Genomic DNA, 20,259 nt, shown 5'->3' with positions numbered 1-20,259 from the left:
CGCGCCCGTCGCTTCTGTCCTGTCCCCATCCCTGTACAAGCGGCGGGCACGTTGTTTCAGGCCCTGCAAACATTTTGCCAAGGAGTTCAGACGCGCATGAGCCTTCCCTTGATCCAACTGCTCGCAGCCGTATTTTTCGTGGTTTCGCTTATGTCAGGTGTCTGGCTGATATTCCATCTGGTCAGCCTTGCTGCGGCCTTCGATGGCTATGCCGATCTGGTCCCGGCCGACGCACGGCCGCGGGTTTCGCGCGTCCGGATCCTCATCGCCATGCTGCTGCTGGTCGGCGGGGCGGGAGCCTGTCTCCTGATCGCACTCCATGCCGCAGGAATGCTGCCAACCGCCGCGACCTGAACCCGCCGCGCGCCCATCGCAGGCGCGCGGATCAGGGACAGGTCGCCACAATCATGCCCATCCAGGCCAGCAGAAACAGCAGGACAAGCAAGCCTGTTGCCAAGGCACTCAGCGCATAAGGCCACAGGCCGCCGCGGCGATAAGGCCATCGGCCCCGTGCGTGATACGAAGTCGCGCCAAGCGCGACTCATACCTCCCGCCCCGCCTCCCCGCCCGGCCACCATAGCCTGATGGCATCATTGGCGGCCGGGCGGGGAGGCGGGGCGGGAAGCGCATGGGTTCGCATCAGCGAACCTTGGTATAAGGCCATGCGGGCAAGGCCAGGATCAGAAAGACGATGAGCGCTGCGACAAACCAGGCCATGATCAGATCCGTTCAGCTGTTGCCCTGAGGCCAGGCCTCAATCCATTTCGTCGGCGGCTTCGCCCATGGCATCGGCCCGCTCGTCAAGAACTTCGCTGGCGGTATCGTTGCCCAGCGCCTCTTGCAGATCAGCCTCCTCCTCGATCACGTCTTCCTTGGCTTCATACGTCGTCTCGGCGAGATCTTCCTGCGCATCCCCGACACTTTGATCGCATCCGGCAAACGACAGGCCAATGGCACCGAGCCATATGGCCATGCCCGCGGCAACTGGCATCTTCACATTTGTTCTGGCTGACATTTCCGGCCTTCCTGCTTGGGTTGGGCCCATCACGATGCACGAGAGGATTTCGCGCCAATATCACCTATGTTAGGATCATCCCGACAACACCGGCGCAGCGGCGGCCCGCGATCATGGTGCAGCCCCGGCGGGCGGGGAGGCCTTTGGCCTGTTCCCGACCATGCTGCCGGACAATCGCATTGGCGGATAGCGATCCGGCCAATGACCCGGCAAGTCCAATCATCCAATCCGATTGTTCTTGCCCTTCGCTCTGGCTGACCCGTGGTCTCACTTGGGGATTCCCGGATTGCGCCTGAAACGGCTGCCACGGCAGGGCGGAGGTTCCAAAAGGATGCCAGATGATGCTTTCACTTTCCTGCGCTGCGCTGCAGCCACTGATCAGAAACCTTGACCGCTATGTCGCGCTGACGCCCGATGATCGCGCAGCAATTGCCGCGCTCGGCGATCGCTCGCAGGTGGAAAAGCCTGCGCACACCGATATTGCCCGCGAAGGCGAGCGGGCCAGAGTTGCGCATGCCGTGATCTCGGGCTGGGCGTGCTGTTACAAGGATCTGCCGGATGGCCGCCGGCAGATTCTGGGTTTTCTCCTGCCCGGCGATGTCTTCGACCTCAATCTCGACAGCCTGCGGGAACAGGATTGTTCGGTCAGCGCGCTCACCCGGGTCCGTCTTGCCGAATTGCTGCCCAGCCAGGTCCGCGCGCTGCCCGATGATCATCCGCGTGTGTGGAAGGCATTGTTGTTGCAGCAGCAGGCCAATGCCGCGATCCTGCGCGAATGGCTGCTGAACACCGGCCAGAGAACCGCGATAGAGCGCCTTGCGCATCTGCTGATCGAGCTTTTCCTGCGCAACCGGGCAATCGGACTGGCAAGCCGCGAAGGCCTTAAATTTCCGATCACGCAAAGCCATCTCGCCGAGGCGACCGGCCTGACCCCGGTCCATGTCAACCGGACGGTTCAGGCGCTCCGGCGGCAGGATCTGATCGAATATGCCAACGGGCACCTCAAGATCCTCGACCTTGCCCGGCTCAGCGACATTGCCCTGTTCGATGCCAAATACCTGTGCGTCGAAGAATACCAGTGATCGTGCCGGTTGCGGTCAATCATCCGAAAAAGCGCTGATCGAGGCTTCGATCTGGTCAAGCGGAAGGTTGGTCAGGTCCTTGGCGATTTCCGTCTGGATCAGCGGTTCAAGATCGAAACCATAGGCCGGGCGCAGCGCGCCCAGCGTGCGCGGATCGGCAATGACGACCAGCTTGCGGAATCGCTTCTGCCCGGCCCATTGGTTGAGCAATTCCGCCAGATGCTCGGCAAAGCGCGTTTCGGCAACCCGGTGCCAGTCGGTCTCTTCAAGACCGCTCTTGCCCGAGGCTACAACCCCGTTGCGGCCCGGCCGGGTGGAATCGAACCGTCGGCCCGCACGGTCAGTCGCCAGTTCGCGCGCGGGCGCATTGGGGCTGTTCTCCTCCTCGACCACCTGAAGGTTGATATATTTGGCATCGCCATCATTCCGCAGCAGCAGGAATTTTTCTCCGTCGGCGACAACCACCCAAGTATCATGTTCGATTTCCACGATGTTCACCTCTCCCGATAGCGGTTCCCGATGGTGCCGGATGGCCGGAAACCGCATGCTTCCGGCATGGGGCGCCGACATTGACCAACGGCAGCGACCCAGCCCCGCAAATCCGCGGCTCTCCGTGACCAATATCATGCTGCGCGCCGACCGAATTGATTTTTGTTAATGCGCGCGCTCCGCCCCCCGGTGCATGATTTGCGTCATGGGCCGCATGAGCGGACACATGACCGGGCAGTTGCCAATCAGACCGCACTGTCCAGATGCCTGCCTCCATGCCTGCCCCAAAGACGCGAGCCGTCCGGGTTTCACCCGCGGCCGTCACCAGGATGAATGATAGGTCTGGGAGCCTGCTGGATGGAAACGCCCGCCGAAATCGCTTTCACGGACATGGAGCCGTCTGAGGAAATCGACGCCCTGATCCGCGAGAAGATCGATCATCTTGAACAATTCTATGGCGGGATAACCAGTTGCCATGTCTATGTCCGCGCGCCCCATCAGAGCCAGCGCAGCGGCAATCGCCACGAGGTGACCATCGAGGTGCGCGTGCCCGGTGATGAACTGGTCGTGCGCACACAGAATGACGCGCCCGAACACGAACATCCGCGGGTTGCCGTGCGCGATGCGTTCAGCGCGATGACGCGCAAGCTCGAACGATGGAAGGAACGCCATCGCGGCGAGGTCAAGCATCACAGCGGACCGCTGCAAGGCACAATCGCCGAAATCGATTTCAACCGGGGATTCGGCCAGATCATCGCGACCGACCACCGCCTGATCTATTTTCATCGCAACAGTGTCGTCGACGGGAATTTCGATGACCTTAGGCGGCGTGATCCCGTCGAACTGGTCGTGCAGACGGGCGAAAGCGAGATCGGGCCGCAGGCCAGCACGGTCCGCCCGATCGGGGCGATGGAATATGATCCGGGCGCCCGTTCGCGCTGAAGACCCCGTTCGCAAACCCCGGTCGCAAAAAAGGAGCAGATCATGAAGAAGCGATCACTTCTGGCCGCAGTCCTGACCGGCGCCATCGCGCTGTCCGCCTGCGCGACACTGGAGGAAGGCATCGCGGAGGAGACTGCAAAGACCTACTACGCCACATTGACCGGGCGCCAGGTCATCGGCGGCGGCGATCCGGACGGCGCGGCCAGAGCGGAAATCACCGTTTCCGACGAGCTCGACCAGATCTGCTGGGATCTCAACAATGTCGCCAATATCGTCCCGATCACCGCAGCCCATATTCACCGCGGCGCGCAGGGCACCAACGGCCCGCCGGTGTTCACGCTGAAGCGCGCGAACGAAGGGGGCTACAAGGGCTGCTCCGACGCCCTGGAATGGACCGGCGACCGGATCGAGAACAATCCCGAACTGTTCTACGTCAACGCCCATACAGCCCGGTATCCCGATGGCGCGATCCGTGGACAATTGCGCGATTGAGCCGCCCACCGTCCGGCCTCGACCGTTCCGGTGCGGGTGTGGTTCCGCACACGCCCGGTGGTGCGAAAATGGGGTGCAAGCGGCGATGACGCGCGACGGCAATGGCGGGGAACTTACCCGGATCGCCACTTTTCTCGATCGTCTGGAAGACCTTGGCGAAAGCGCCGATCGCCTGCAGGTCACGCAGATCATCGATGCGCTTGGGCGCGAGGCATTTGGTCCGGCATTGCTGCTGCTGGGCTTGATGGCGCTGAGCCCGCTAGGCGATATTCCCGGTGGCCCGACGATCATGAGCATCGGGATCGTCACCATTGCCGCCGAAATGGCGGTGGGCCGCGATACGCTGTGGGTACCGGGTCTGCTTGCACGGCGCAGCGTGAAGGCGGAACGCCTTGGTCAGGTCGTGAAGCCGCTGCGAAGCGTGCTGAAACTGCTGAGCAAGGTTTTCCGGCCGCGGCTGACCCGCCTTACCCAAGGCCCGTTCGCCCGGCTGATCGCGGCCTTGTGCGGGGTGCTCGCATTGGCCCTCCCCCCGCTGGAGGTGGTCCCGTTCGGGGCGACAATACCTTCGTCGATCATCACCATTCTGGCCTTGGGACTGGTCGCTCGCGATGGATTGCTGGTGCTGCTGTCCTTCGCCCTGATCGCTGCTGCCGCCTGTTTTGGTCTTGCCCAGATATTATAGAGGACAAAGTCGTTTTATGCCGAACCATCTGAAACTCAAACATTGTAGCCGCCCGCCTTGAACAAAATCTTGAAGATGATGCTTTATCATTCTTATGTTTTCAGGAGAATTTCATGTCCTTCACTCCGAAATTATTGCTGGCCGGTGCTGCTGGCTATCTGGGATATCATTTCCTTACCCGCAACAAGAGCTCATCAAACGCTGCCTTTGCGCCCGATCAGCCGCACAAGAGCCACACCGATGTGCGCGATGCCGGCCCCCGGGCCATGCGCGATCAGCCGAAGCGCGAATGGACTGAAGTTGACGAGGACAGCGACCAGAGCTTCCCGGCCAGCGATCCGCCCGGCGGATACTGACCGGATGCGCACCGATTGCGCCATCATGGAGCGCGCCGTCCGCTTCCGCCGTTCCAGTTGACCATGCAGGAACCGGCGAAGGGAGAAGAAAATGCATGTTCAAGAATGCGTAATACCAGCGCGCCAAGATGCTGACGCATCACGCGCTGGAAATGCTCAGGCGCCGCACGGGCTTAACCAAGGCACGATGAGTCAAGCTCATCGCGCATTGGTATAAGTACCAACGTCTGCACCATCAGTCCCGACACCCCGCTTCGGCGCGCTGCCGAAACGATGGCCGGGAGGGATCTCGGCCCGATACCGGCGGGTGCTTTGCGAGGGTTGCCGAACCTTCCGAACTGCATTCGCAATCACTGACATAGGAGGCCATCATGATGAATCCGTCAGACAAGCACCACAGCGTCAGCCCTGACGCCCGGAATCCGCAGGAGCACGGGACAGGGCCGATCAATGATCCGGACCATGAACTGATCGCCTCCGACCGTGTCGAGGGCACCAAGGTGTTCCGGCCGAACGGCGACCGGATCGGCAAGATCGACCACTTCATGGTCAATAAGCGTTCGGGCCAGGTCGAATATGCCCTGATGAGCTTTGGCGGCTTTCTTGGTCTGGGCGAGGAATTGCGGCCATTGCCGCGGGATGCGCTCGAATATGACAGCGAGCAGGAAGGCTATGTGGTTGCGGCAGAGGATGATGTGTTCCGCAACAGCCCCTTCATCGAAGGCGGGACAGCGCCGGCATGGGACAGCGCCTATGCAAGGACGCTTTATGGCTATTGGGGCGTGCCCTATTGATCGCGCGGCCATGATGCGATGACTTTTGTCGCGGCATATTAGTGGAAGGTCAGGCCCGGCTACCACGCCCGGTTTCGTCAGGCGTGGCGCGAAGGCACGAGGTTGATCCGCGAGCGTTACGGATCGCTCGGGTCGCGGCTGCATCGCGATCAGGACGGGCGGTTCATCGGGATTGCCGAATGGCCTGACCGCGAGACCTGGCAGCGCGCCTATGACGCCGCGATGGCCTATGATGACGAGGCCGTGCGCGAGGCATTTCTGGAGGCGCTTGAGGATTCGGCCGAGGAGCCGTTTCTGCTGATGGAAGTGACCGATGACCTGCTGTTACCCGTGCCGGAATGACAGCCGGCCTCGCTGGCCCGGCGATCCCTGCGACAGGCCCGGCGCGGCGGCTCAGCGTGCAAGCACCACTTCGCGCGGCGGTTCCCCGGCGGTGAAGATGAAGGTGGTCACATTCGTGCCGCTGCCAAGATTGACGCGGTTTTCCTGCCGCGCCCAGACATCGGTGAGGATCTGCGAATTGACGCGTGCCATGGCATCGGCGCGCGGTGCGGGGGCTTCCTGATAGACCATCAGGCTGCCGCCCGAAATTTCGCTGCCGACATAGTCGAGGCTGACCGCCTCGCCGTCCACCTCGAACAGGAACCGGCGCGCGACATAGCGGGCAAAGGCTTCGCGGCTGTCGGCGCTGCCGACGATGTCCGCGCTCTTGATCCCCTGCGCGCGCAGCGCATGTTCGGCATCGTGCACCGGCACCTGATGCACCACCTCGATCCGTTCGGTGCGCGGGTTCACCGATACAGTGCTGATCGCGATCTTCTGCTGGTGCGCGAGCAGCGGCGCAGCCCCCGGCGGGGCCAGCACCAATGCGGCGAGCAGCACGAGCGACCGCAGCATCACTTGCGCCCGTCAGGCTCGGCGCCGGCTGCCTCACCCATCAGGTCACGCCTGACGCGCGCCTTGCTGCTTTCGGATTTGAATGCCTCGATCCGGCTGGGGATGATGCGGCGCGGATAGTGGTTGTTCTCGATGTCGGCATCGGCGGTTTCCCAATCGGGATCGACCACCACCTGTACCAGTTCCTTGCCCTTGGGGAACACCAGCAGCTTGGCCACCTCACGCGAATTGCGGCGCCAGATTTCCGCCGGGATGTTCATCTTCTCGGTCTTGCCGTCCTTGAAGGTGAGGCCAAGGATGATCGGCATGACAAGCCCGCCCTTGTTGGAGAAGTTGAGGACGTAGTAATTTGCATCCTCCTTGACCGCGCGGTCGAACACCTTGCGTTCCCACGGGTCCAGCCCTTCGAGAAAGCCGGTATATTTCTTGCGGTCCTTGGGGGTGACGGTGAATTCGTCATTGCTGTCATAAAAATCGCGCACATTGCGGTTTTCCAGCACCCAGATCGGCAGTCCCTGATCCCGGTTGAGGCCGATGCCGACCGCATCCGGTTCGTCATCGCGCTCACGGCGGCGGCGGGGCAGATCAATATCGGGGTCCTCAGTGTCGATCCTCAGCCGGTGGATCGAATCCAGCGAAATATCGACATGATCGGTGGTGTAGAACCAGCCGCGCCAGAACCAGTCGAGATCGGTGCCGCTCGCTTCCTCGATGGTGCGGAAGAAATCGGCCGGCGTGGGCCGCTTGAACTTCCAGCGGCGGGCATATTCCTTAAGCGCGAAATCAAACCGCTCGCGCCCGATCACCGTGTCGCGCAGGATATGATAGGCCGCCGACGGTTTGCCATAGGCATTGGCACCGAGGTTGGTGACCGAATCCGACTGGGTCATGATCGGTTCCTGCTGGCTCGACACCATATAGCTGACCATGTCGCGCGGCAGGCTGCGGGTCCAGGGCATGTCCGGGTCCCACTCATACCCGGCGACCGAATCAAGGAAGGAGTTGAGGCCTTCGTCCATCCACGTCCATTGGCGTTCATCCGAATTGACTGTCATCGGGAAATAGATGTGGCCGATTTCGTGGATCACCACGCCAACGAGGAACACCTTCTCCGCCAGCGAATGGGTGCGGGTCCCATCCTTGTTGAGCGTGGTGCGCGGGCCGTTGAAGGTGATCATCGGGTATTCCATCCCGCCGACCGGCCCGTTGATGCTCTGCGCGGTAGGATAGGGATAATCAAAGCTGAAACGCGAATAGACCTTCATGGTGTGGACCACGGCCGCGGTCGAATATTTGCGCCACAACTCGCCGCCTTCCTTGGGCCAGAAGCTCATCGCCAGCACGGTTTCGTGCTCTGCACCCGGCTGCTTGTGGCCTTGCGCATCCCACATGAACTTGCGGCTGGAGGCCCAGGCGAAATCGCGCACGTTCCGGGCGGAGAACTTCCACGTCTTCTTGCCGCGCGGGTTGCCCGCTTCGGCGGCGGCGGCTTCCTGCGGGGTGACGATAAACATCGGCGCATCGGCGTTCCTGGCGGTTTCCAGCCGTTGGCGCTGCGCTGCGGTGAGCACCGCATCGGGGTTCTGGAGCACCCCGGTGGAAGCGACGATGTGATCGTCGGGCACGGTCATTTCGACTTCGTAATCGCCAAATTCCAGCGTGAATTCGCCGCGCCCCAGAAACTCCTTGTTGTGCCAGCCTTCGTAGTCCGAATAGACCACCATGCGCGGGAACCACTGGGCCAGCAGAAAAATGTCATTGCCGCCCTTGCGCGGATCATCGGGGAAATGTTCATAGCCAGAACGCGCCACCACAGCGTCTTCCTCGACGATGTTGAACGCCCATTCGATCGTAAATTCGATGCTTTCGCCCGAGGCCAGCGGTGCCGGCAGATCGATCCGCATCAGCGTGCCGACGATGGTGTGCGCCAGATCCACCCCGTCCATGGTGCGCACCGCATTGATGTCGTACCCGTAGGAATTATCCGCCATTGCCTGCTGGCGGCGCAATTCGTCCATTGAAAGCCTGGTCGGCTCGCTCGCCGAACCAAGGCTGACCTTCGGCCCGCGCCGCCCGGGGCCGCCGAAGGCATCGGTGAGTTCGGCCATTGAATCCTTGCGGAAGATGTTCTGATCAAGCTGCATCCACAGCCACGGCAAGGTGTCGGGCGAATTGTTGGTGTAGCGGATCGTCGCCCGCGCGGTCATGCGGCGGCGCGGTTCATCGAGTTCGGCGGCGATCCGGTAATCGACCTGCTGCTGCCAGTACTGATGCCCCGGTGCGCCGCCAGCGGTGCGATAGACATTGGGATCGGGCAGCACTTCATCGAGCTGGCGAAACTTGTCTTCGAAACTGCCCTTGGTCTGCTGCACGCCCTGTGCATGAACCGCGGTCGGGGCGGGGATGGCGAACAGCAGGGCGGCGAGAAAAAGCACGAAACGCAACGGCGGTCTCCGAGAATGTGACAGATCGCTGGCCCCACGACACAGCGCAAAAGCGTGGCTTGCGCAAGTGACTATCCAATCCGGCGCCCAGCGCAATGCGGGATATCATATAACATGCGGCATCGAAGTCACGCTCTTGGCGCTGGCGATCAATCGCTCTATCGCCCTGCACGATGACCGAACCCATGTGGCACGCCCTGCACCAAGCCGCCTGCACGCGCGGGGAGACGACCTATCGCGATCCCGAAACGGGCTACACCGTGTTCACGCGGGTGGCGCATCTGAAGCGCGGCAAATGCTGCGGATCGGCCTGCCGCCATTGTCCCTATGATCACGAGGCCGTGCCTGCTCGCCGCTGATACTTGCCAAGCGCCGCAGGGACGGGAATAGGCGCGTTTCAAGGAGAACCCGCTGATGAAAACCCGCGCTGCCGTTGCCTTTGAAGCGAAAAAACCGCTCGAAATCGTCGAACTCGATCTCGAAGGGCCGAAGGCGGGCGAAGTGCTGGTGGAAATCATGGCGACCGGCATCTGCCACACCGATGCCTACACGCTCGACGGGTACGACAGCGAAGGGATCTTCCCCGGCGTTCTAGGCCATGAAGGCGCAGGGATCGTGCGCGAGGTGGGCGCGGGCGTCACCAGCGTCAAACCCGGCGATCACGTGATCCCGCTCTACATCCCGGAATGCCGCCAGTGTAAGTCGTGCCTTTCGGGCAAGACCAACCTGTGCACGGCGATCCGCGCCACCCAAGGCAAGGGGCTGATGCCCGATGGCACCACGCGCTTTTCCTACAAAGGCCAGCCGATCTATCACTACATGGGCTGTTCCACCTTCAGCAATTTCACCGTGCTGCCCGAAATCGCGGTGGCGAAGATCCGCGAGGACGCGCCGTTCCAGTCCGCCTGCTACATCGGCTGCGGGGTGACCACCGGGGTCGGCGCTGTGACCAATACGGCCAAGGTGCAGGTGGGTGACAATGTCGTGGTGTTCGGCCTTGGCGGGATTGGCCTCAACGTCATTCAGGGCGCGCGGCTGGCAGGCGCAAACCTCATCATCGGGGTCGACATCAACGCAGACCGCGAGGAATGGGGCAAAAAATTCGGCATGACCCACTTCCTCAATTCATCAGGTTTGAGCCGCGAGGAAACCGTCGCCCAAATCGTCGCGATGACCGATGGCGGCGCGGATTACACCTTCGATGCCACCGGCAACACCGAGGTCATGCGCACCGCTTTGGAAGCCTGCCACCGCGGCTGGGGCACCAGCATCATCATTGGCGTGGCCGAAGCGGGCAAGGAAATCGCCACCCGCCCCTTCCAGCTCGTAACGGGGCGCAACTGGCGCGGCACAGCCTTCGGCGGCGCCAAGGGCCGCACCGACGTGCCCAAGATCGTCGATATGTACATGACCGGCAAGATCCAGATCGATCCGATGATCACCCATGTCATGGGGCTGGAGGAGATCAACACCGCATTTGATCTGATGCATGCAGGCAAATCGATCCGCAGCGTGGTGGTGTTCTAGGGCGCGAGTTCCTCGAACCGTCCACCGAAGAACACCAGCGGGCGAACGCCGGATTCGGGGTGCGCCATCCCCTCGACCTGTCCGAGGATCAGCGTGTGATCGCCCGCTTCGTGCACCGCCCAGCGGCGGCAGGCGAGATGGCCGATTGCGCCCGCAATCACGGGCAGGCCATGCGGCCCGGTTTCGAAATCATCAGGGATCAGCGCGTTGCTGCCGCGCGCGGCATAGCGCCGGGCCAGCGTCTGCTGACCTTCCGCCAGAATGCTGACCGCGAACCGTTCAGCCTGCGCATAGGCACCGAACTGGCTCGATGAATTCTGCAGATTCCAGCACACCAGCATCGGATCGAGCGAAACCGAGACGAGCGAATTGATCGTCATCGCCGCGATTCCGCCGGCCTGTGGGTCGCCATCCCCCGGCACCACCGAAACCACTGCAACCCCGGTCGCAAACTGGCCCATAAGCTGGCGAAACGCAGCCGGTGCGGTCGGAGAGTGATCAGGCAATGGGGGGGCAGGCAAGGGGGTCTCCGGCAAGGGCATGAAGGGCGGGCGGGGCAACAGGCGGGATCGGGCGCGGCTGCGTTGCCCCGAGCATCGGCAGCTTGTCAATCAATCGTAGGGCCGGAGGTTCCGGGCAAGCGCAGACACACCGCGAAATCGGTGCTTGGTTAACCGGGTGGTTACGCCGCTGCACTAGGGGGGAGACAAGGCGCCACTCCAACCGAGCGGCACAGCAGGTGACTGATGTTTGAAACCAAGATCGCAGCTGCCCCGCTGACGCTGGAAACCCACGCGGGCTTCCCGCCCGAGGTGGACAGGCTCGCCCAGAGCAGCCTGTCGGGCCACCATTTCCTGCGTGCCGCGTGGTTTCGCGCCAGCGCATCGGAGAAGGGGCAGACCCTGCTGGTGCGCCGCGACAATGGCGCGCTTGTCGCGGCGATTCCCACTTGCGGCTTCGGCCCTGCGCCGCTGGTCACAGCTATGCTCGGCGCGCGCAAGGTGCCGGGCAGCTACTGGCCGCTGCGCAATATCCTGCTGGCAGACGATGCCGATACCTTCGAGCTTGCGCAGGCGCTCGGCCATCCGGCCGCGCGCAGTCTGGGCGCGGTGTGGCGGCTCGGCCCGGCGCGCAGCGATGATCCCTCGACCCTGTTGCTCGTCGAAGCCGCGCGGCTGGCAGGCTGGCAGGTGCTCTCGCGGCCAGCGGGCACCGCATGGCTGATCGACTGCGATGCCCTGCGGGCCGAAGGCTGGCCGAAATCCTCCACCGCGCGGCGGCTGCGGGTGGCATGGCGCAAGCTTGAGGAGCGCGGCACCCCGCGCTGGCGGCATGTGCGCGGAAACGACTGGAACGATGCCGTGATCAAAGACATGGGCCGGATCGAGGCGGCCAGCTGGATCGCGCGCACCACCGACGGCAGCGGGGCGAAATTCATGCGCCCGCACCAGCAACGGCTGTGGCAAGGCGTGCTGGCCGACCCGGTGATCGCCGAAAATCTCGCCGCCACCATCCTGATGCTCGATGATCGTGCCATAGCCTTCAGCTTCGATCTTGATGACGGCGCATGGCAATACGGGATCGCTGGCAGCTATGTCGAAGACTTTGCCGAATGCAACATCGGCAAGCTGGTCAATTACAAGGCACTGGAAGATGCGATCGCCGATGGCCAGTCGATGATGGATATGGGCGCAGGCGACAGCGGCTATAAACGTGCGATGGGTGCGGTCCCCGGCTATGACTTTGCCGACCTGCTGTTCGTGCGCAGCCGCACCGCCTCGCGCGTGCTCGCCAGACTATGGGGCAACGGCCCGGGCGGGGAGCACGCTGCCCGCAATGGCTGAGGCCGATCCCCTTTCCGCTGGCCCGTCGCTCGCCGCGCAGGTGCGCACGGCGGTGATCTGGCGTTCGGGCAGCCAGGTGCTGACCCAGATTGTCTCGTGGTGTTCGACGCTGATCGTGATCCGCCTGCTCGCGCCCGAGGATTACGGGCTGTTCGCGATGGCGCAGGTGATGCTGGTGCTGCTTTCCACCATGAATGGCTGGGGCCTTGCCAGCGCGCTGATCCGCGAAAAGGAGGTGACCGAGGAACGCCTGCGTCAGACGCTGGGCATGCTGATCCTGCTCAATTTCGGGCTGGCACTGATACAGTTTCTTGCCGCGCCGCTGGTGGCGCTGTGGTTCGAACAACCCGAGGTTGCCGATCTGCTGCGGGTACAATCGCTGCTGTATCTGGCGGTGCCGTTCTGCGCCCTGCCGCACGCGATCCTCAGCCGGAAGATGGATTTCCGTCGTCCGGCACAGGTACGCCTTGCCGCCGCGCTGACCGGAGCGGTCACGGCGCTGACAGGGGCGCTGTCGGGCTGGGGCGTATGGACGCTGGTGACCGCACCGATGGCGATGCTCGTCACCGAGGCCATCGGCATGACCTGGGCCGCGCGTGCGCCGATCCGCCCCAGCTTCCGCTTTACCGGGGCTGGCCACATCGCCGGTTTCGGCGGCGTGATGACCGCGACCCAACTGTTCTGGTTCGTGCAGAGCCAAGCCGACGTGATGATCGCCGGGCGCGTGCTCGATACCCATACGCTGGGGGTCTACACCACCGGGCTGTTCCTTGCGCAATTGCTCGCCTCCAAGTTCGTGCCGCCGATCAACGAGGTCGCCTATGCCGCCTATTCGCGCCAGCAGGGCACGGGCCAGCAGGGAATGGGATCAGAGCCACTGCTCGCCACCATCCGGCTGGTGATGCTGGTGGCGCTGCCGGCCTATGCCGGGATGGCGGTTGTCGCCCCGGTGCTGGTGCCGGTGCTGCTGGGCGAAAAGTGGATCGAGATTGTCCCCCTGCTGCCCATCCTCGCCATGGCAATGGCTATGCTGACCCTGCAGATCCTGTTTTCGCCCGCCACCAATGCACGCGGGTTTCCCGGTATCGCCCTGAAGATCACGATGCTGGGCAGCGTGGTGATGCCCGCCGGTTTCCTGATCGGATCGCAATGGGGCGTGACAGGTTTTGCCTGGGGCTGGGTCGGCGGGATGGCGGTGCTGACGGGGGCGACCATCCTGCTGTCGCGCCGGGTGCTGGGGTTGCAGATCGGCGCGCTGATGCGGGCGATTGCGCCGCCGCTGGCCGCTGCGCTGGCGATGGCCGCAGGCGTAGCGCTGGGCTTGCATTGGCTGCCGCCTGTGATTGATCTGCTGGCGCTGGGGATTGTGGTGCCGCTCGGGGTCGCGCTTTATGGCGCTGTGCTCCACCTGATTGCACCAGACCGGATGGCCGAAGCGCTCCGTTTTGCGCGGACACGGGGTGAAAGCGAGCCCCTCCCAGCAGAGTGACCCCTGCCAAAAGCGCGTGATTGACTTGCCCGATATGATCCGGTTGTGGGTGGGTGATGAACCCGAACCGTCCCCTACCCGTCACCCGCACCTACGCCGTCAATGGCATTGATCTGGCGGTGCATGAATGGGCGCCTGTGCCCGATGCCCCGCCAGCCCCGCCACTGGTCTTCGCCCATGCGACCGGGTTTCACGGACGGGTGTTCGACGCCATCATCGAACACTTTCCTGCCCATGCCGTCTACGCCATCGACATGCGCGGGCACGGGCAATCGGGCGGCGGGCCGATCGATGATTGGCGGGACCTGGCAAGCGATGTCGCGGGCTTTCTCGACCAGGCGGGCCTTACAGGCGCGGTCGGCATCGGCCATTCGATGGGCGCGCACACGCTGTTGCAGGTCGCCGCCGATCACCGCCACGCCTTCAGTTGCCTCGTGCTGTTTGATCCGGTGATCCTTGCGCCCGATTACTACACCACCGCAGAAGTGCTCTTTTCCGCCGACAACCCGCATCCTGCAATCCGCCGCAAGCGCGATTTCGTCAGCCCGGAAGCGATGATGGAACGGTTCCGCAGCCGCGATCCCTATTGCCTGTTCGCGCCCCGCGTTTTCGCAGATTATTGCCGCTACGGGCTTGTCCCCGCACCCTCGGGCAAGGGCATGGAACTCGCCTGCGCGCCAGAGGTGGAGGCCAGCGTCTATGCCTCAAGCCGCAGCAATGGCGCGATTCTGGAAGCGGCAAAACAGGTCGATATCCCAGTGCTGGTGGTGCGCGCGCAGATGACCAGCCTCACCGACTTCAAAAGCTCGCCGACCTGGCCTGATCTTGCATCGATCCTGCCGCAGGGCATCGATCTGCACCGCCCCGACCGCACCCATTTCCACCCGTTCGAAGACCCGCAGGATGCAGCGCGGATCATCGCTGGGATGCTGGGCTGAGGAGAGCTGTGTTCTTGCAATGGTTCTGCGTGGCAAGGCTTCGGTTCCACGTGGAGCATGGGCAAACGCTCACCCGGCTGCAACCAGCAGATCCTTGAGATCATCGCGCACGCGGGCGATTTCATCAGGACGCGCGCGGGTGAAATTGGCACCGATCTGGCCCGCCAGCCCGCCATAGAAAGTCACCAGGCTTTCGCGCAGCGGGTGTTCCGGCGCGACCGAGCGCGCCAGCCACAGGGCAATGGTCTGCGCCCGCGTCAGCACCTCGCGCGGGATCTCGCCGGGCATCCGGTCAAGCGCCAGCAACGCCTGACCGAGCGCGGCGATGGCCTCTTCCAGACATATCCGGGTGAGATCGGCGGCGCTTGACGCCTCGATCCGGGCGTCCAGTTCGACCCGGCGATAGGCGGCGGCGGGGTTGCGCGAAAGCATCTGCATCTGCCCTGCTCCCTCAATTATCCGCCGACCAGATATCCACCTGCTGGCGAATGAAGGTCAGCGTTGATTGCGATGCCGCGACCCGGCGTTCGGCGGCGACCAGATCGCGGGTCAGGCGATCACGCAGGGACTCCTGCTGTTCGGCAATGCGCGCCAGCCGATCATCGCTGCGTTCGAGCTGCGCCTCGAACCGCCGCACCGACCCGCCAAGCGAGCCGGGATCGCTGACAAGGCTGTTTTCACGCGCGAACCGATCAATCGTGGCAAACACACCCGAAGCGCCGGTGGTGAACATTGCCGCGACCGCATCCGGACTGGCATCAAGCGTCTGACCCAGCCGCGCCGTATCGAGCCGGAACGTCCCGTCGCGGTTCAGCGCCAGCCCGATATCGGCCAGCGTGCGCGGTTCGCCCGCCGCCGCGCCCGGCATTATCACCTGTCCGGCCAGCGCAGCCAGATCGCGGCGCAATTCGCGCGCGCCCGGATCATTGCCAAGCGCGCCGCCGAAGGGGGAGGCAAGCTGGTTCGCCTGCTCGACGATATCGTTCAGCGCCGCGACGAAATCGCCCATCACTCCGGAAATCGCTTCGGTGTTGTTGGCAAAAGTCAGATTGGTGGGCGCACCCTGATTGGTGCCGGTGAGGTTCAGCGTGAAGCCGCCCGGCAGGCCGGTGACGCGGTTGGTCGCGCTGGTCATCGCCACGGTATCGAGCAGGAATTCGGCGTCGCCCGCTACGGTGCGCAGCTCGCCTGCATCGCTCGCCGGGCTCCAGCCAAGGTAGGCAAGATCGCCCGGCACCGCGCCGCCGCCCGCCCCTGCTGGTTCGATCACGAAGCCGTTGGCCGCCCCTTCCGCGCCCTTCAGCACCAGTTGCGCGCCGGTGGCGCCGGCGGCGACGTAGGCGGTTACCCCCCCGCCGCTTTCGCGGGTGATCTTCGCCGCCAGTGTGGCCAGCGTATCATCGGCGGTGACGTCAATCGCCAGCGGATCGCGCGCCGCGTCGGCGCTGAAGCTTGCGCCGTCGATGCTGCCGAAACGGATATTGAGCGTGCCTTCGCCCACCAGATCATCGCGGCTGGCATAGGCATTGCCGACCAGCGTCTGCCCCTGCGCAAGGCTGGTGACTTCAAGTGAGAACGTGCCGCGGGGGGAAAGTCCCGCAGGCACGCTGACCCGCGCCACACTGGTGTTGCCCAGCTCGCCGCGCGGGGCCAGGTCGCCATTGCGGATCCGGTCACCCAGCGCGCTGGCAAGGCTCGTCACGGCATTGCGCAACTGCCCGGCAGCGGAAATCTGCGCCTCCAGCGTCTCGCGCCGCGCCTCCACGGTATCGCGCTGAAACGCGAAGCTGGCGGTGGAGATATTATTCGCCAAAGCGATAAAATCGATGCCGCTGCCTGCGCCAAGCGCCGATATGATCGAGGAGCCGGGATTTTCCATGCCTCGCAGAACGGGTGCAACCGGCGGATCTTAAGCGCGGGCCTCCACCTTCCCGTCGCCGTCGAAACACAGCTCTGGCGGTACGTCGATCAGCGGGCGGCTGGGGTGCTGGCCGCGCTTCAGGGCCATCACGAAAGCGACCAGCGCGGCGATTGCGACATATAATTCCTCGCGCACCATCTGGTTTGCCTGAGTGGTGAAATAGACCGCGCGGGCAAGCTGCGGATATTCGAGCACGGGCAGGCCGCCCTCTCCGGCCAGCTCGCGCATGGCGAGCGCGGTCTCGCCGCGCCCCTTGGCCAGCACCACCGGCGCAGGCGCGATGGCCGGATCATAGGTCAGCGCAACCGCGAAATGCAGCGGGTTGACGATCACGAACTGCGCGTCCTTCATCGCCTTGGCGACCCCGCCGCGCGACAGGTCGCGCTGGCGCTGGCGGCGGGCGGATTTCATCTCGGGCGATCCTTCGGCCTGCTTGTTCTCGTCACGCAGGTCCTGCAGGCTCATCTTCAATCGCTTGTTCTGCTGGAAGCGTTGCAGCGGATAATCGATCATCGCGATCACCGCGAGACCTGCCAGCAGCGCGCCGACCAACCCGGTGATCGCCCCGATCGCAAGGCCCAGCTGCGCCTCCAGCGGGCTGCGCCCCAGCACAAGCAGCGCAGGCAGATGCGCCGCGGCCCAGAACCACGCGATCCCGCCCAGCAGGGCCAGCTTGAGCAGCCCCTTGCCCAGCTCGATCAGCCCCTGCCAGCCGAAGATCCGCTTCAGCCCCGACAACGGATTGATGCGCGAACCCTTGAAGGCCATGTTGCCGGGATTGAACCGCCCTTCGCCCAGCAGCAGTTGCGAGACAATCGTCACCAGTGCCGCCGCCAGCCCCAGCGCCATCACCGGCGGCAGGATCGCCAGCGCGGCATCGGCGACCGCTGCACCCGGGGCAAAGCCATCAAGCGCGCGGCGATCGAACATGAAGCCTGCCCGCGCGGTTGCCGCCATGCTGTCAGCCAGCCATGGCCCCAGCCCCAGCAAGACCAGTGCGCCGGTGCCGGTCGCAGCCAGTGTCGCCACCTCCTTTGAACGCAGTACATCGCCCTTTTTCGCCGCATCGCTGCGGCGCTTGGGCGTCGGGTCGAAGGTCTTTTCGCCGGGAGTCTCTTCAGCCATGGCGCGTCTGCCCGGTCATTGCGGCGCGCCCACCACCAGCGTGCGTGCCTCGTCAAACCCGGCTTCGATCACGCCTTCGAATTGCTCCACCATCACCGGCACGGCGATGATCAGCGCGGCAATCCCGGCAAGCACGCCTGCGGGCAGGCCCAGCGCGAACAGGTTCAGTGCGGGCGCTGAACGGGCGAGCATGCCGGTCACCACCTGCACCAGCAGCAGCACCAGCACCACCGGCAGCGCAATCGCAGCGGCAGTGGCGAGGCCAAGTCCGAAGAACATGACGACACTTTCGGCCCGCCAGGCGGCGAAGGCAAAGTCTCCCGCAGGCAGCAGGCGGTAGCTTTCGATCAGCAGTTCGAACCACAGCAGATGCGCGCCGATAATATAGAACAGCAGGCTGAGCACGAGGCCGAAGAATGTGCCCAGCGCGCCCGATTGTGCGCCGCTCGACGGGTCGATCGACGTGGCGATGGCAAGGCCCATCGTGCCCGAAATCTGCTCGGCGGCGATCAGCGGCACGGCAAAGGCAACTTGCAGGACAAACCCCAGTGCGGTGCCGATCAGCACCTCGTGCAGCACCGCCAGCACGGCGGCGAAACTCAGCATGTCCGGTGCAGGCGCAAGCGGCACCCAGCTGGCCACGAAGAAGCCCAGCACAATGCTCAGCAGGATGCGGATCGGTGCAGGCACCGCCATCCCGCCCACCATCGGCGCGGCCATCAGCGCTGCGCCGCAGCGGATCGACAGGAAGAATATCTGCCACAGCTGGGCTTCGAGGCTGCCGAAACCGAGATCGAGGACGTTCACCGGATCACGCCGAAATCTGCGCCACCTGCGCCATGATCTCGCGCAGGAAATCGCCCAGCAACGCCATCATCGCACCGCCCAGCACCACGAAGACCAGCGCCGTGACGGCGAGTTTGGGGATAAAGGAAAGCGTCTGTTCGTTGACCGATGTGGCCGCCTGGATGATCCCGACCACCAGCCCCACCACCAGCGCCGCGATCAGCACCGGCCCGGCGATCAGCGCGGTCACCCACAAGGTCTGGTCGGCCAGCGCGAGGAGTTGCGCGTCTTCCTGCATCACGCGCCTTTCAGGCAAAACTCATGGCAAGGCTGCCCATCAGCAACGCCCAGCCATCGACCAGCACGAACAAGAGCAATTTGAACGGCAGCGAGATGATCGTGGGCGACAGCATCATCATGCCAAGGCTCATCAGCACGCTCGCCACCACCAGATCGATCACCAGAAACGGCAGGAAAATCATGAAGCCGATCTGGAAGGCGGTCTCCAGTTCGGAGGTCACAAAGGCCGGAAGCAGGATCGAGAACGGCACGTCGGTGCCGGTCTGGAACGACCCTCCTCCGGCAATATCGGTGAACATCATCAGATTCGCCTCGCGTGTCTGGCGCAGCATGAAGGCGTGGAAGGCCTCGCCCGCCTGCCCGATCGCGGCGTCCGCGCCGATGCTTCCGGCGGCATAGGGGGCGATCGCCTGCGCGTTCACCAGTTCAAGCGTCGGTGACATCACGAACAACGACAGGAACAGCGCAAGGCCGGCCAGCACCTGCCCGGGCGGCGATCCTTGCAGGCCCAGCGCCTGCCGCAAAATCGCCAGCACCACCAGAATGCGCAGGAAGCTCGTCATCATCAGCACCAGCGCGGGCAGGATGGTGAGCAGACTCATCACCACCAGCAGCTGGAGCGACATGCTCAACGGGCTGTCATCACCTGCGCCGTTGTCGCCCAATGCGCGCTCGATCGCAGTGCCGACGCCCGCCGCCACGGGGTTGGGGGCTTGGGCGGCGGGCGCGGCGGCGTGCGCCCAGTCGGGCGACGCCATGAACATGGTTAATGCGGCAAGGCCGACCAAACCCGCGCGGATCATCGATGATGCGCGCATCACTCGCTCTCCGGCGGCGCTGCGGTGTCAGGCGCAGGCGCTTCGTCCACCTGCAATTCACTCAGCCGCACCATCCCGTGACGCGACAGGCCGAGCAGAATCTCGCGGTCGCGGAAACGCACCACCGCAAGCTTCACTCCGGGCGCGATCAGACTGGTTTCGACAAGGTGCAGCTGCCGCCCGCCGCCACGCATCCCGGCGCGCGGCTGGCCGGCCAGGCGCGTCTGCATGTACCGGGTCAGCCACAGGCTGCCCCAGATCAGCCCCGCCAGCAGCGGCAGCAGCAGCGCAAGGCGCAGTAGGTATTCGATCATC

At 63.9% G+C, this 20,259-nt stretch carries 24 protein-coding genes and 1 pseudogene; 13 read left to right on the top strand and 12 right to left on the bottom strand.

From position 1 onward, the window contains the following. The first annotated feature begins 96 nt into the window (after positions 1–96). Positions 97–354: a hypothetical protein gene (locus tag BUA05_RS13020; RefSeq protein WP_072675449.1), complete on the top strand. Its 258-nt coding sequence runs from the start codon at positions 97–99 to the stop codon at positions 352–354. A 400-nt stretch (positions 355–754) separates the two neighbouring features. On the opposite strand, the gene BUA05_RS13015 is transcribed toward BUA05_RS13020, so the two are convergent. Beyond that, positions 755–1,015 carry a hypothetical protein gene (locus BUA05_RS13015; protein WP_143150318.1) on the bottom strand — a complete coding sequence of 87 codons (261 nt, stop codon included), beginning with the start codon at positions 1,013–1,015 and terminating at the stop codon, positions 755–757. A gap of 338 nt (positions 1,016–1,353) precedes the next feature. Here BUA05_RS13015 and BUA05_RS13010 point away from each other — a divergent pair, with 338 nt between their 5' ends. Further along, complete coding sequence (locus BUA05_RS13010; RefSeq protein WP_084662701.1) at positions 1,354–2,097, top strand: Crp/Fnr family transcriptional regulator; 744 nt, start codon at positions 1,354–1,356, stop codon at positions 2,095–2,097. 15 nt (positions 2,098–2,112) lie between these two features. On the opposite strand, the gene BUA05_RS13005 is transcribed toward BUA05_RS13010, so the two are convergent. Continuing rightward, positions 2,113–2,595, bottom strand: a complete 483-nt coding sequence (locus BUA05_RS13005) for a baeRF12 domain-containing protein (RefSeq protein ID WP_158093716.1) — start codon at positions 2,593–2,595, stop codon at positions 2,113–2,115. Positions 2,596–2,943: 348 nt separating this feature from the next. Here BUA05_RS13005 and BUA05_RS13000 point away from each other — a divergent pair, with 348 nt between their 5' ends. The 6 genes and pseudogenes from BUA05_RS13000 to BUA05_RS12975 all read left to right on the top strand — a co-directional run bounded on the left by BUA05_RS13000 (position 2,944) and on the right by BUA05_RS12975 (position 6,197). Next, positions 2,944–3,528 carry an HPF/RaiA family ribosome-associated protein gene (locus BUA05_RS13000; RefSeq protein ID WP_072675447.1) on the top strand — a complete coding sequence of 195 codons (585 nt, stop codon included), beginning with the start codon at positions 2,944–2,946 and terminating at the stop codon, positions 3,526–3,528. 42 nt (positions 3,529–3,570) lie between these two features. Beyond that, positions 3,571–4,020, top strand: a complete 450-nt coding sequence (locus BUA05_RS12995) for a CHRD domain-containing protein (protein WP_072675446.1) — start codon at positions 3,571–3,573, stop codon at positions 4,018–4,020. Between the two features lie 85 nt (positions 4,021–4,105). Further along, a complete protein-coding gene (locus BUA05_RS12990; RefSeq protein WP_072675445.1) occupies positions 4,106–4,705 on the top strand; it encodes an exopolysaccharide biosynthesis protein in 600 nt (199 codons plus the stop codon). 113 nt (positions 4,706–4,818) lie between these two features. After that, positions 4,819–5,061 carry a hypothetical protein gene (locus tag BUA05_RS12985; RefSeq protein ID WP_072675444.1) on the top strand — a complete coding sequence of 81 codons (243 nt, stop codon included), beginning with the start codon at positions 4,819–4,821 and terminating at the stop codon, positions 5,059–5,061. Positions 5,062–5,432: 371 nt separating this feature from the next. Next, the gene (locus BUA05_RS12980) at positions 5,433–5,855 is read left to right on the top strand and encodes a PRC-barrel domain-containing protein (protein ID WP_245790199.1); all 423 of its coding nucleotides are present in this window, start codon (positions 5,433–5,435) and stop codon (positions 5,853–5,855) included. An 18-nt stretch (positions 5,856–5,873) separates the two neighbouring features. After that, a pseudogene (locus BUA05_RS12975) lies at positions 5,874–6,197 on the top strand (antibiotic biosynthesis monooxygenase family protein). Positions 6,198–6,248: 51 nt separating this feature from the next. Here BUA05_RS12975 and BUA05_RS12970 read toward each other — a convergent pair. Both BUA05_RS12970 and BUA05_RS12965 read right to left on the bottom strand, forming a co-directional pair. Further along, the gene (locus BUA05_RS12970) at positions 6,249–6,752 is read right to left on the bottom strand and encodes a DUF6702 family protein (protein ID WP_072675443.1); all 504 of its coding nucleotides are present in this window, start codon (positions 6,750–6,752) and stop codon (positions 6,249–6,251) included. Then, positions 6,752–9,187: a M1 family metallopeptidase gene (locus BUA05_RS12965; protein ID WP_086616581.1), complete on the bottom strand. Its 2,436-nt coding sequence runs from the start codon at positions 9,185–9,187 to the stop codon at positions 6,752–6,754. Before BUA05_RS12965 ends, BUA05_RS12970 begins: the two co-directional genes overlap by 1 nt. 182 nt (positions 9,188–9,369) lie before the next feature. Between BUA05_RS12965 and BUA05_RS12960 the strand changes: the two genes are divergently transcribed. Both BUA05_RS12960 and BUA05_RS12955 read left to right on the top strand, forming a co-directional pair. Beyond that, a complete protein-coding gene (locus BUA05_RS12960) occupies positions 9,370–9,555 on the top strand; it encodes a C1orf53 family protein (protein ID WP_072675442.1) in 186 nt (61 codons plus the stop codon). Positions 9,556–9,610: 55 nt separating this feature from the next. Further along, the gene (locus tag BUA05_RS12955; protein WP_072675441.1) at positions 9,611–10,723 is read left to right on the top strand and encodes an S-(hydroxymethyl)glutathione dehydrogenase/class III alcohol dehydrogenase; all 1,113 of its coding nucleotides are present in this window, start codon (positions 9,611–9,613) and stop codon (positions 10,721–10,723) included. On the opposite strand, the gene BUA05_RS12950 is transcribed toward BUA05_RS12955, so the two are convergent. Then, on the bottom strand, positions 10,720–11,229 hold the full coding sequence (locus BUA05_RS12950) for a flavin reductase family protein (RefSeq protein ID WP_178139186.1): 510 nt from the start codon (positions 11,227–11,229) through the stop codon (positions 10,720–10,722). The two genes, BUA05_RS12955 and BUA05_RS12950, sit on opposite strands and share 4 nt — an antisense overlap. A gap of 240 nt (positions 11,230–11,469) precedes the next feature. Here BUA05_RS12950 and BUA05_RS12945 point away from each other — a divergent pair, with 240 nt between their 5' ends. Genes BUA05_RS12945 through BUA05_RS12935 form a run of 3 tightly spaced genes read left to right on the top strand, consistent with a single transcriptional unit; the run spans position 11,470 to position 14,994 of the window. Next, a complete protein-coding gene (locus tag BUA05_RS12945) occupies positions 11,470–12,567 on the top strand; it encodes a GNAT family N-acetyltransferase (RefSeq protein ID WP_072675439.1) in 1,098 nt (365 codons plus the stop codon). Then, positions 12,560–14,056: a lipopolysaccharide biosynthesis protein gene (locus tag BUA05_RS12940; RefSeq protein ID WP_072675438.1), complete on the top strand. Its 1,497-nt coding sequence runs from the start codon at positions 12,560–12,562 to the stop codon at positions 14,054–14,056. The genes BUA05_RS12945 and BUA05_RS12940 overlap by 8 nt, the downstream gene beginning before the upstream one ends. A gap of 56 nt (positions 14,057–14,112) precedes the next feature. Then, positions 14,113–14,994 (top strand): alpha/beta hydrolase, encoded by an 882-nt coding sequence (locus BUA05_RS12935; RefSeq protein ID WP_072675437.1) that lies wholly within the window; start codon positions 14,113–14,115, stop codon positions 14,992–14,994. A 69-nt stretch (positions 14,995–15,063) separates the two neighbouring features. Here the strand turns inward: BUA05_RS12935 and BUA05_RS12930 are convergent, their stop codons facing one another. From BUA05_RS12930 to BUA05_RS12900, 7 genes are read right to left on the bottom strand one after another with little or no spacing between them, the layout of a single operon-like run. Next, positions 15,064–15,432: a hypothetical protein gene (locus BUA05_RS12930; RefSeq protein ID WP_072675436.1), complete on the bottom strand. Its 369-nt coding sequence runs from the start codon at positions 15,430–15,432 to the stop codon at positions 15,064–15,066. 13 nt (positions 15,433–15,445) lie between these two features. Further along, positions 15,446–16,873, bottom strand: a complete 1,428-nt coding sequence (gene fliD / locus BUA05_RS12925; RefSeq protein ID WP_072675435.1) for a flagellar filament capping protein FliD — start codon at positions 16,871–16,873, stop codon at positions 15,446–15,448. A gap of 30 nt (positions 16,874–16,903) precedes the next feature. Next, positions 16,904–18,040 carry an EscU/YscU/HrcU family type III secretion system export apparatus switch protein gene (locus BUA05_RS12920; RefSeq protein ID WP_072675434.1) on the bottom strand — a complete coding sequence of 379 codons (1,137 nt, stop codon included), beginning with the start codon at positions 18,038–18,040 and terminating at the stop codon, positions 16,904–16,906. A gap of 15 nt (positions 18,041–18,055) precedes the next feature. Further along, a complete protein-coding gene (locus BUA05_RS12915) occupies positions 18,056–18,847 on the bottom strand; it encodes a flagellar biosynthetic protein FliR (protein WP_072675433.1) in 792 nt (263 codons plus the stop codon). A 4-nt stretch (positions 18,848–18,851) separates the two neighbouring features. Then, entirely contained in the window at positions 18,852–19,124 is a 273-nt protein-coding gene (locus BUA05_RS12910; protein WP_036798683.1) for a flagellar biosynthetic protein FliQ, read from the bottom strand. 10 nt (positions 19,125–19,134) lie between these two features. Next, positions 19,135–19,944, bottom strand: coding sequence for a flagellar type III secretion system pore protein FliP (gene fliP, locus BUA05_RS12905; protein WP_084662693.1), 810 nt, complete (start codon positions 19,942–19,944; stop codon positions 19,135–19,137). Next, positions 19,944–20,258, bottom strand: a complete 315-nt coding sequence (locus BUA05_RS12900; protein ID WP_072675432.1) for a flagellar biosynthetic protein FliO — start codon at positions 20,256–20,258, stop codon at positions 19,944–19,946. Before BUA05_RS12900 ends, fliP begins: the two co-directional genes overlap by 1 nt. Between the last annotated feature and the right edge of the window lies 1 nt (position 20,259).

The organism is Erythrobacter sanguineus (assembly GCF_900143235.1).
Lineage (GTDB): Bacteria > Pseudomonadota > Alphaproteobacteria > Sphingomonadales > Sphingomonadaceae > Erythrobacter > Erythrobacter sanguineus.
Note: the sequence above shows the minus strand (reverse complement) of the source record. Positions and strands in the feature narration are given on the sequence as shown.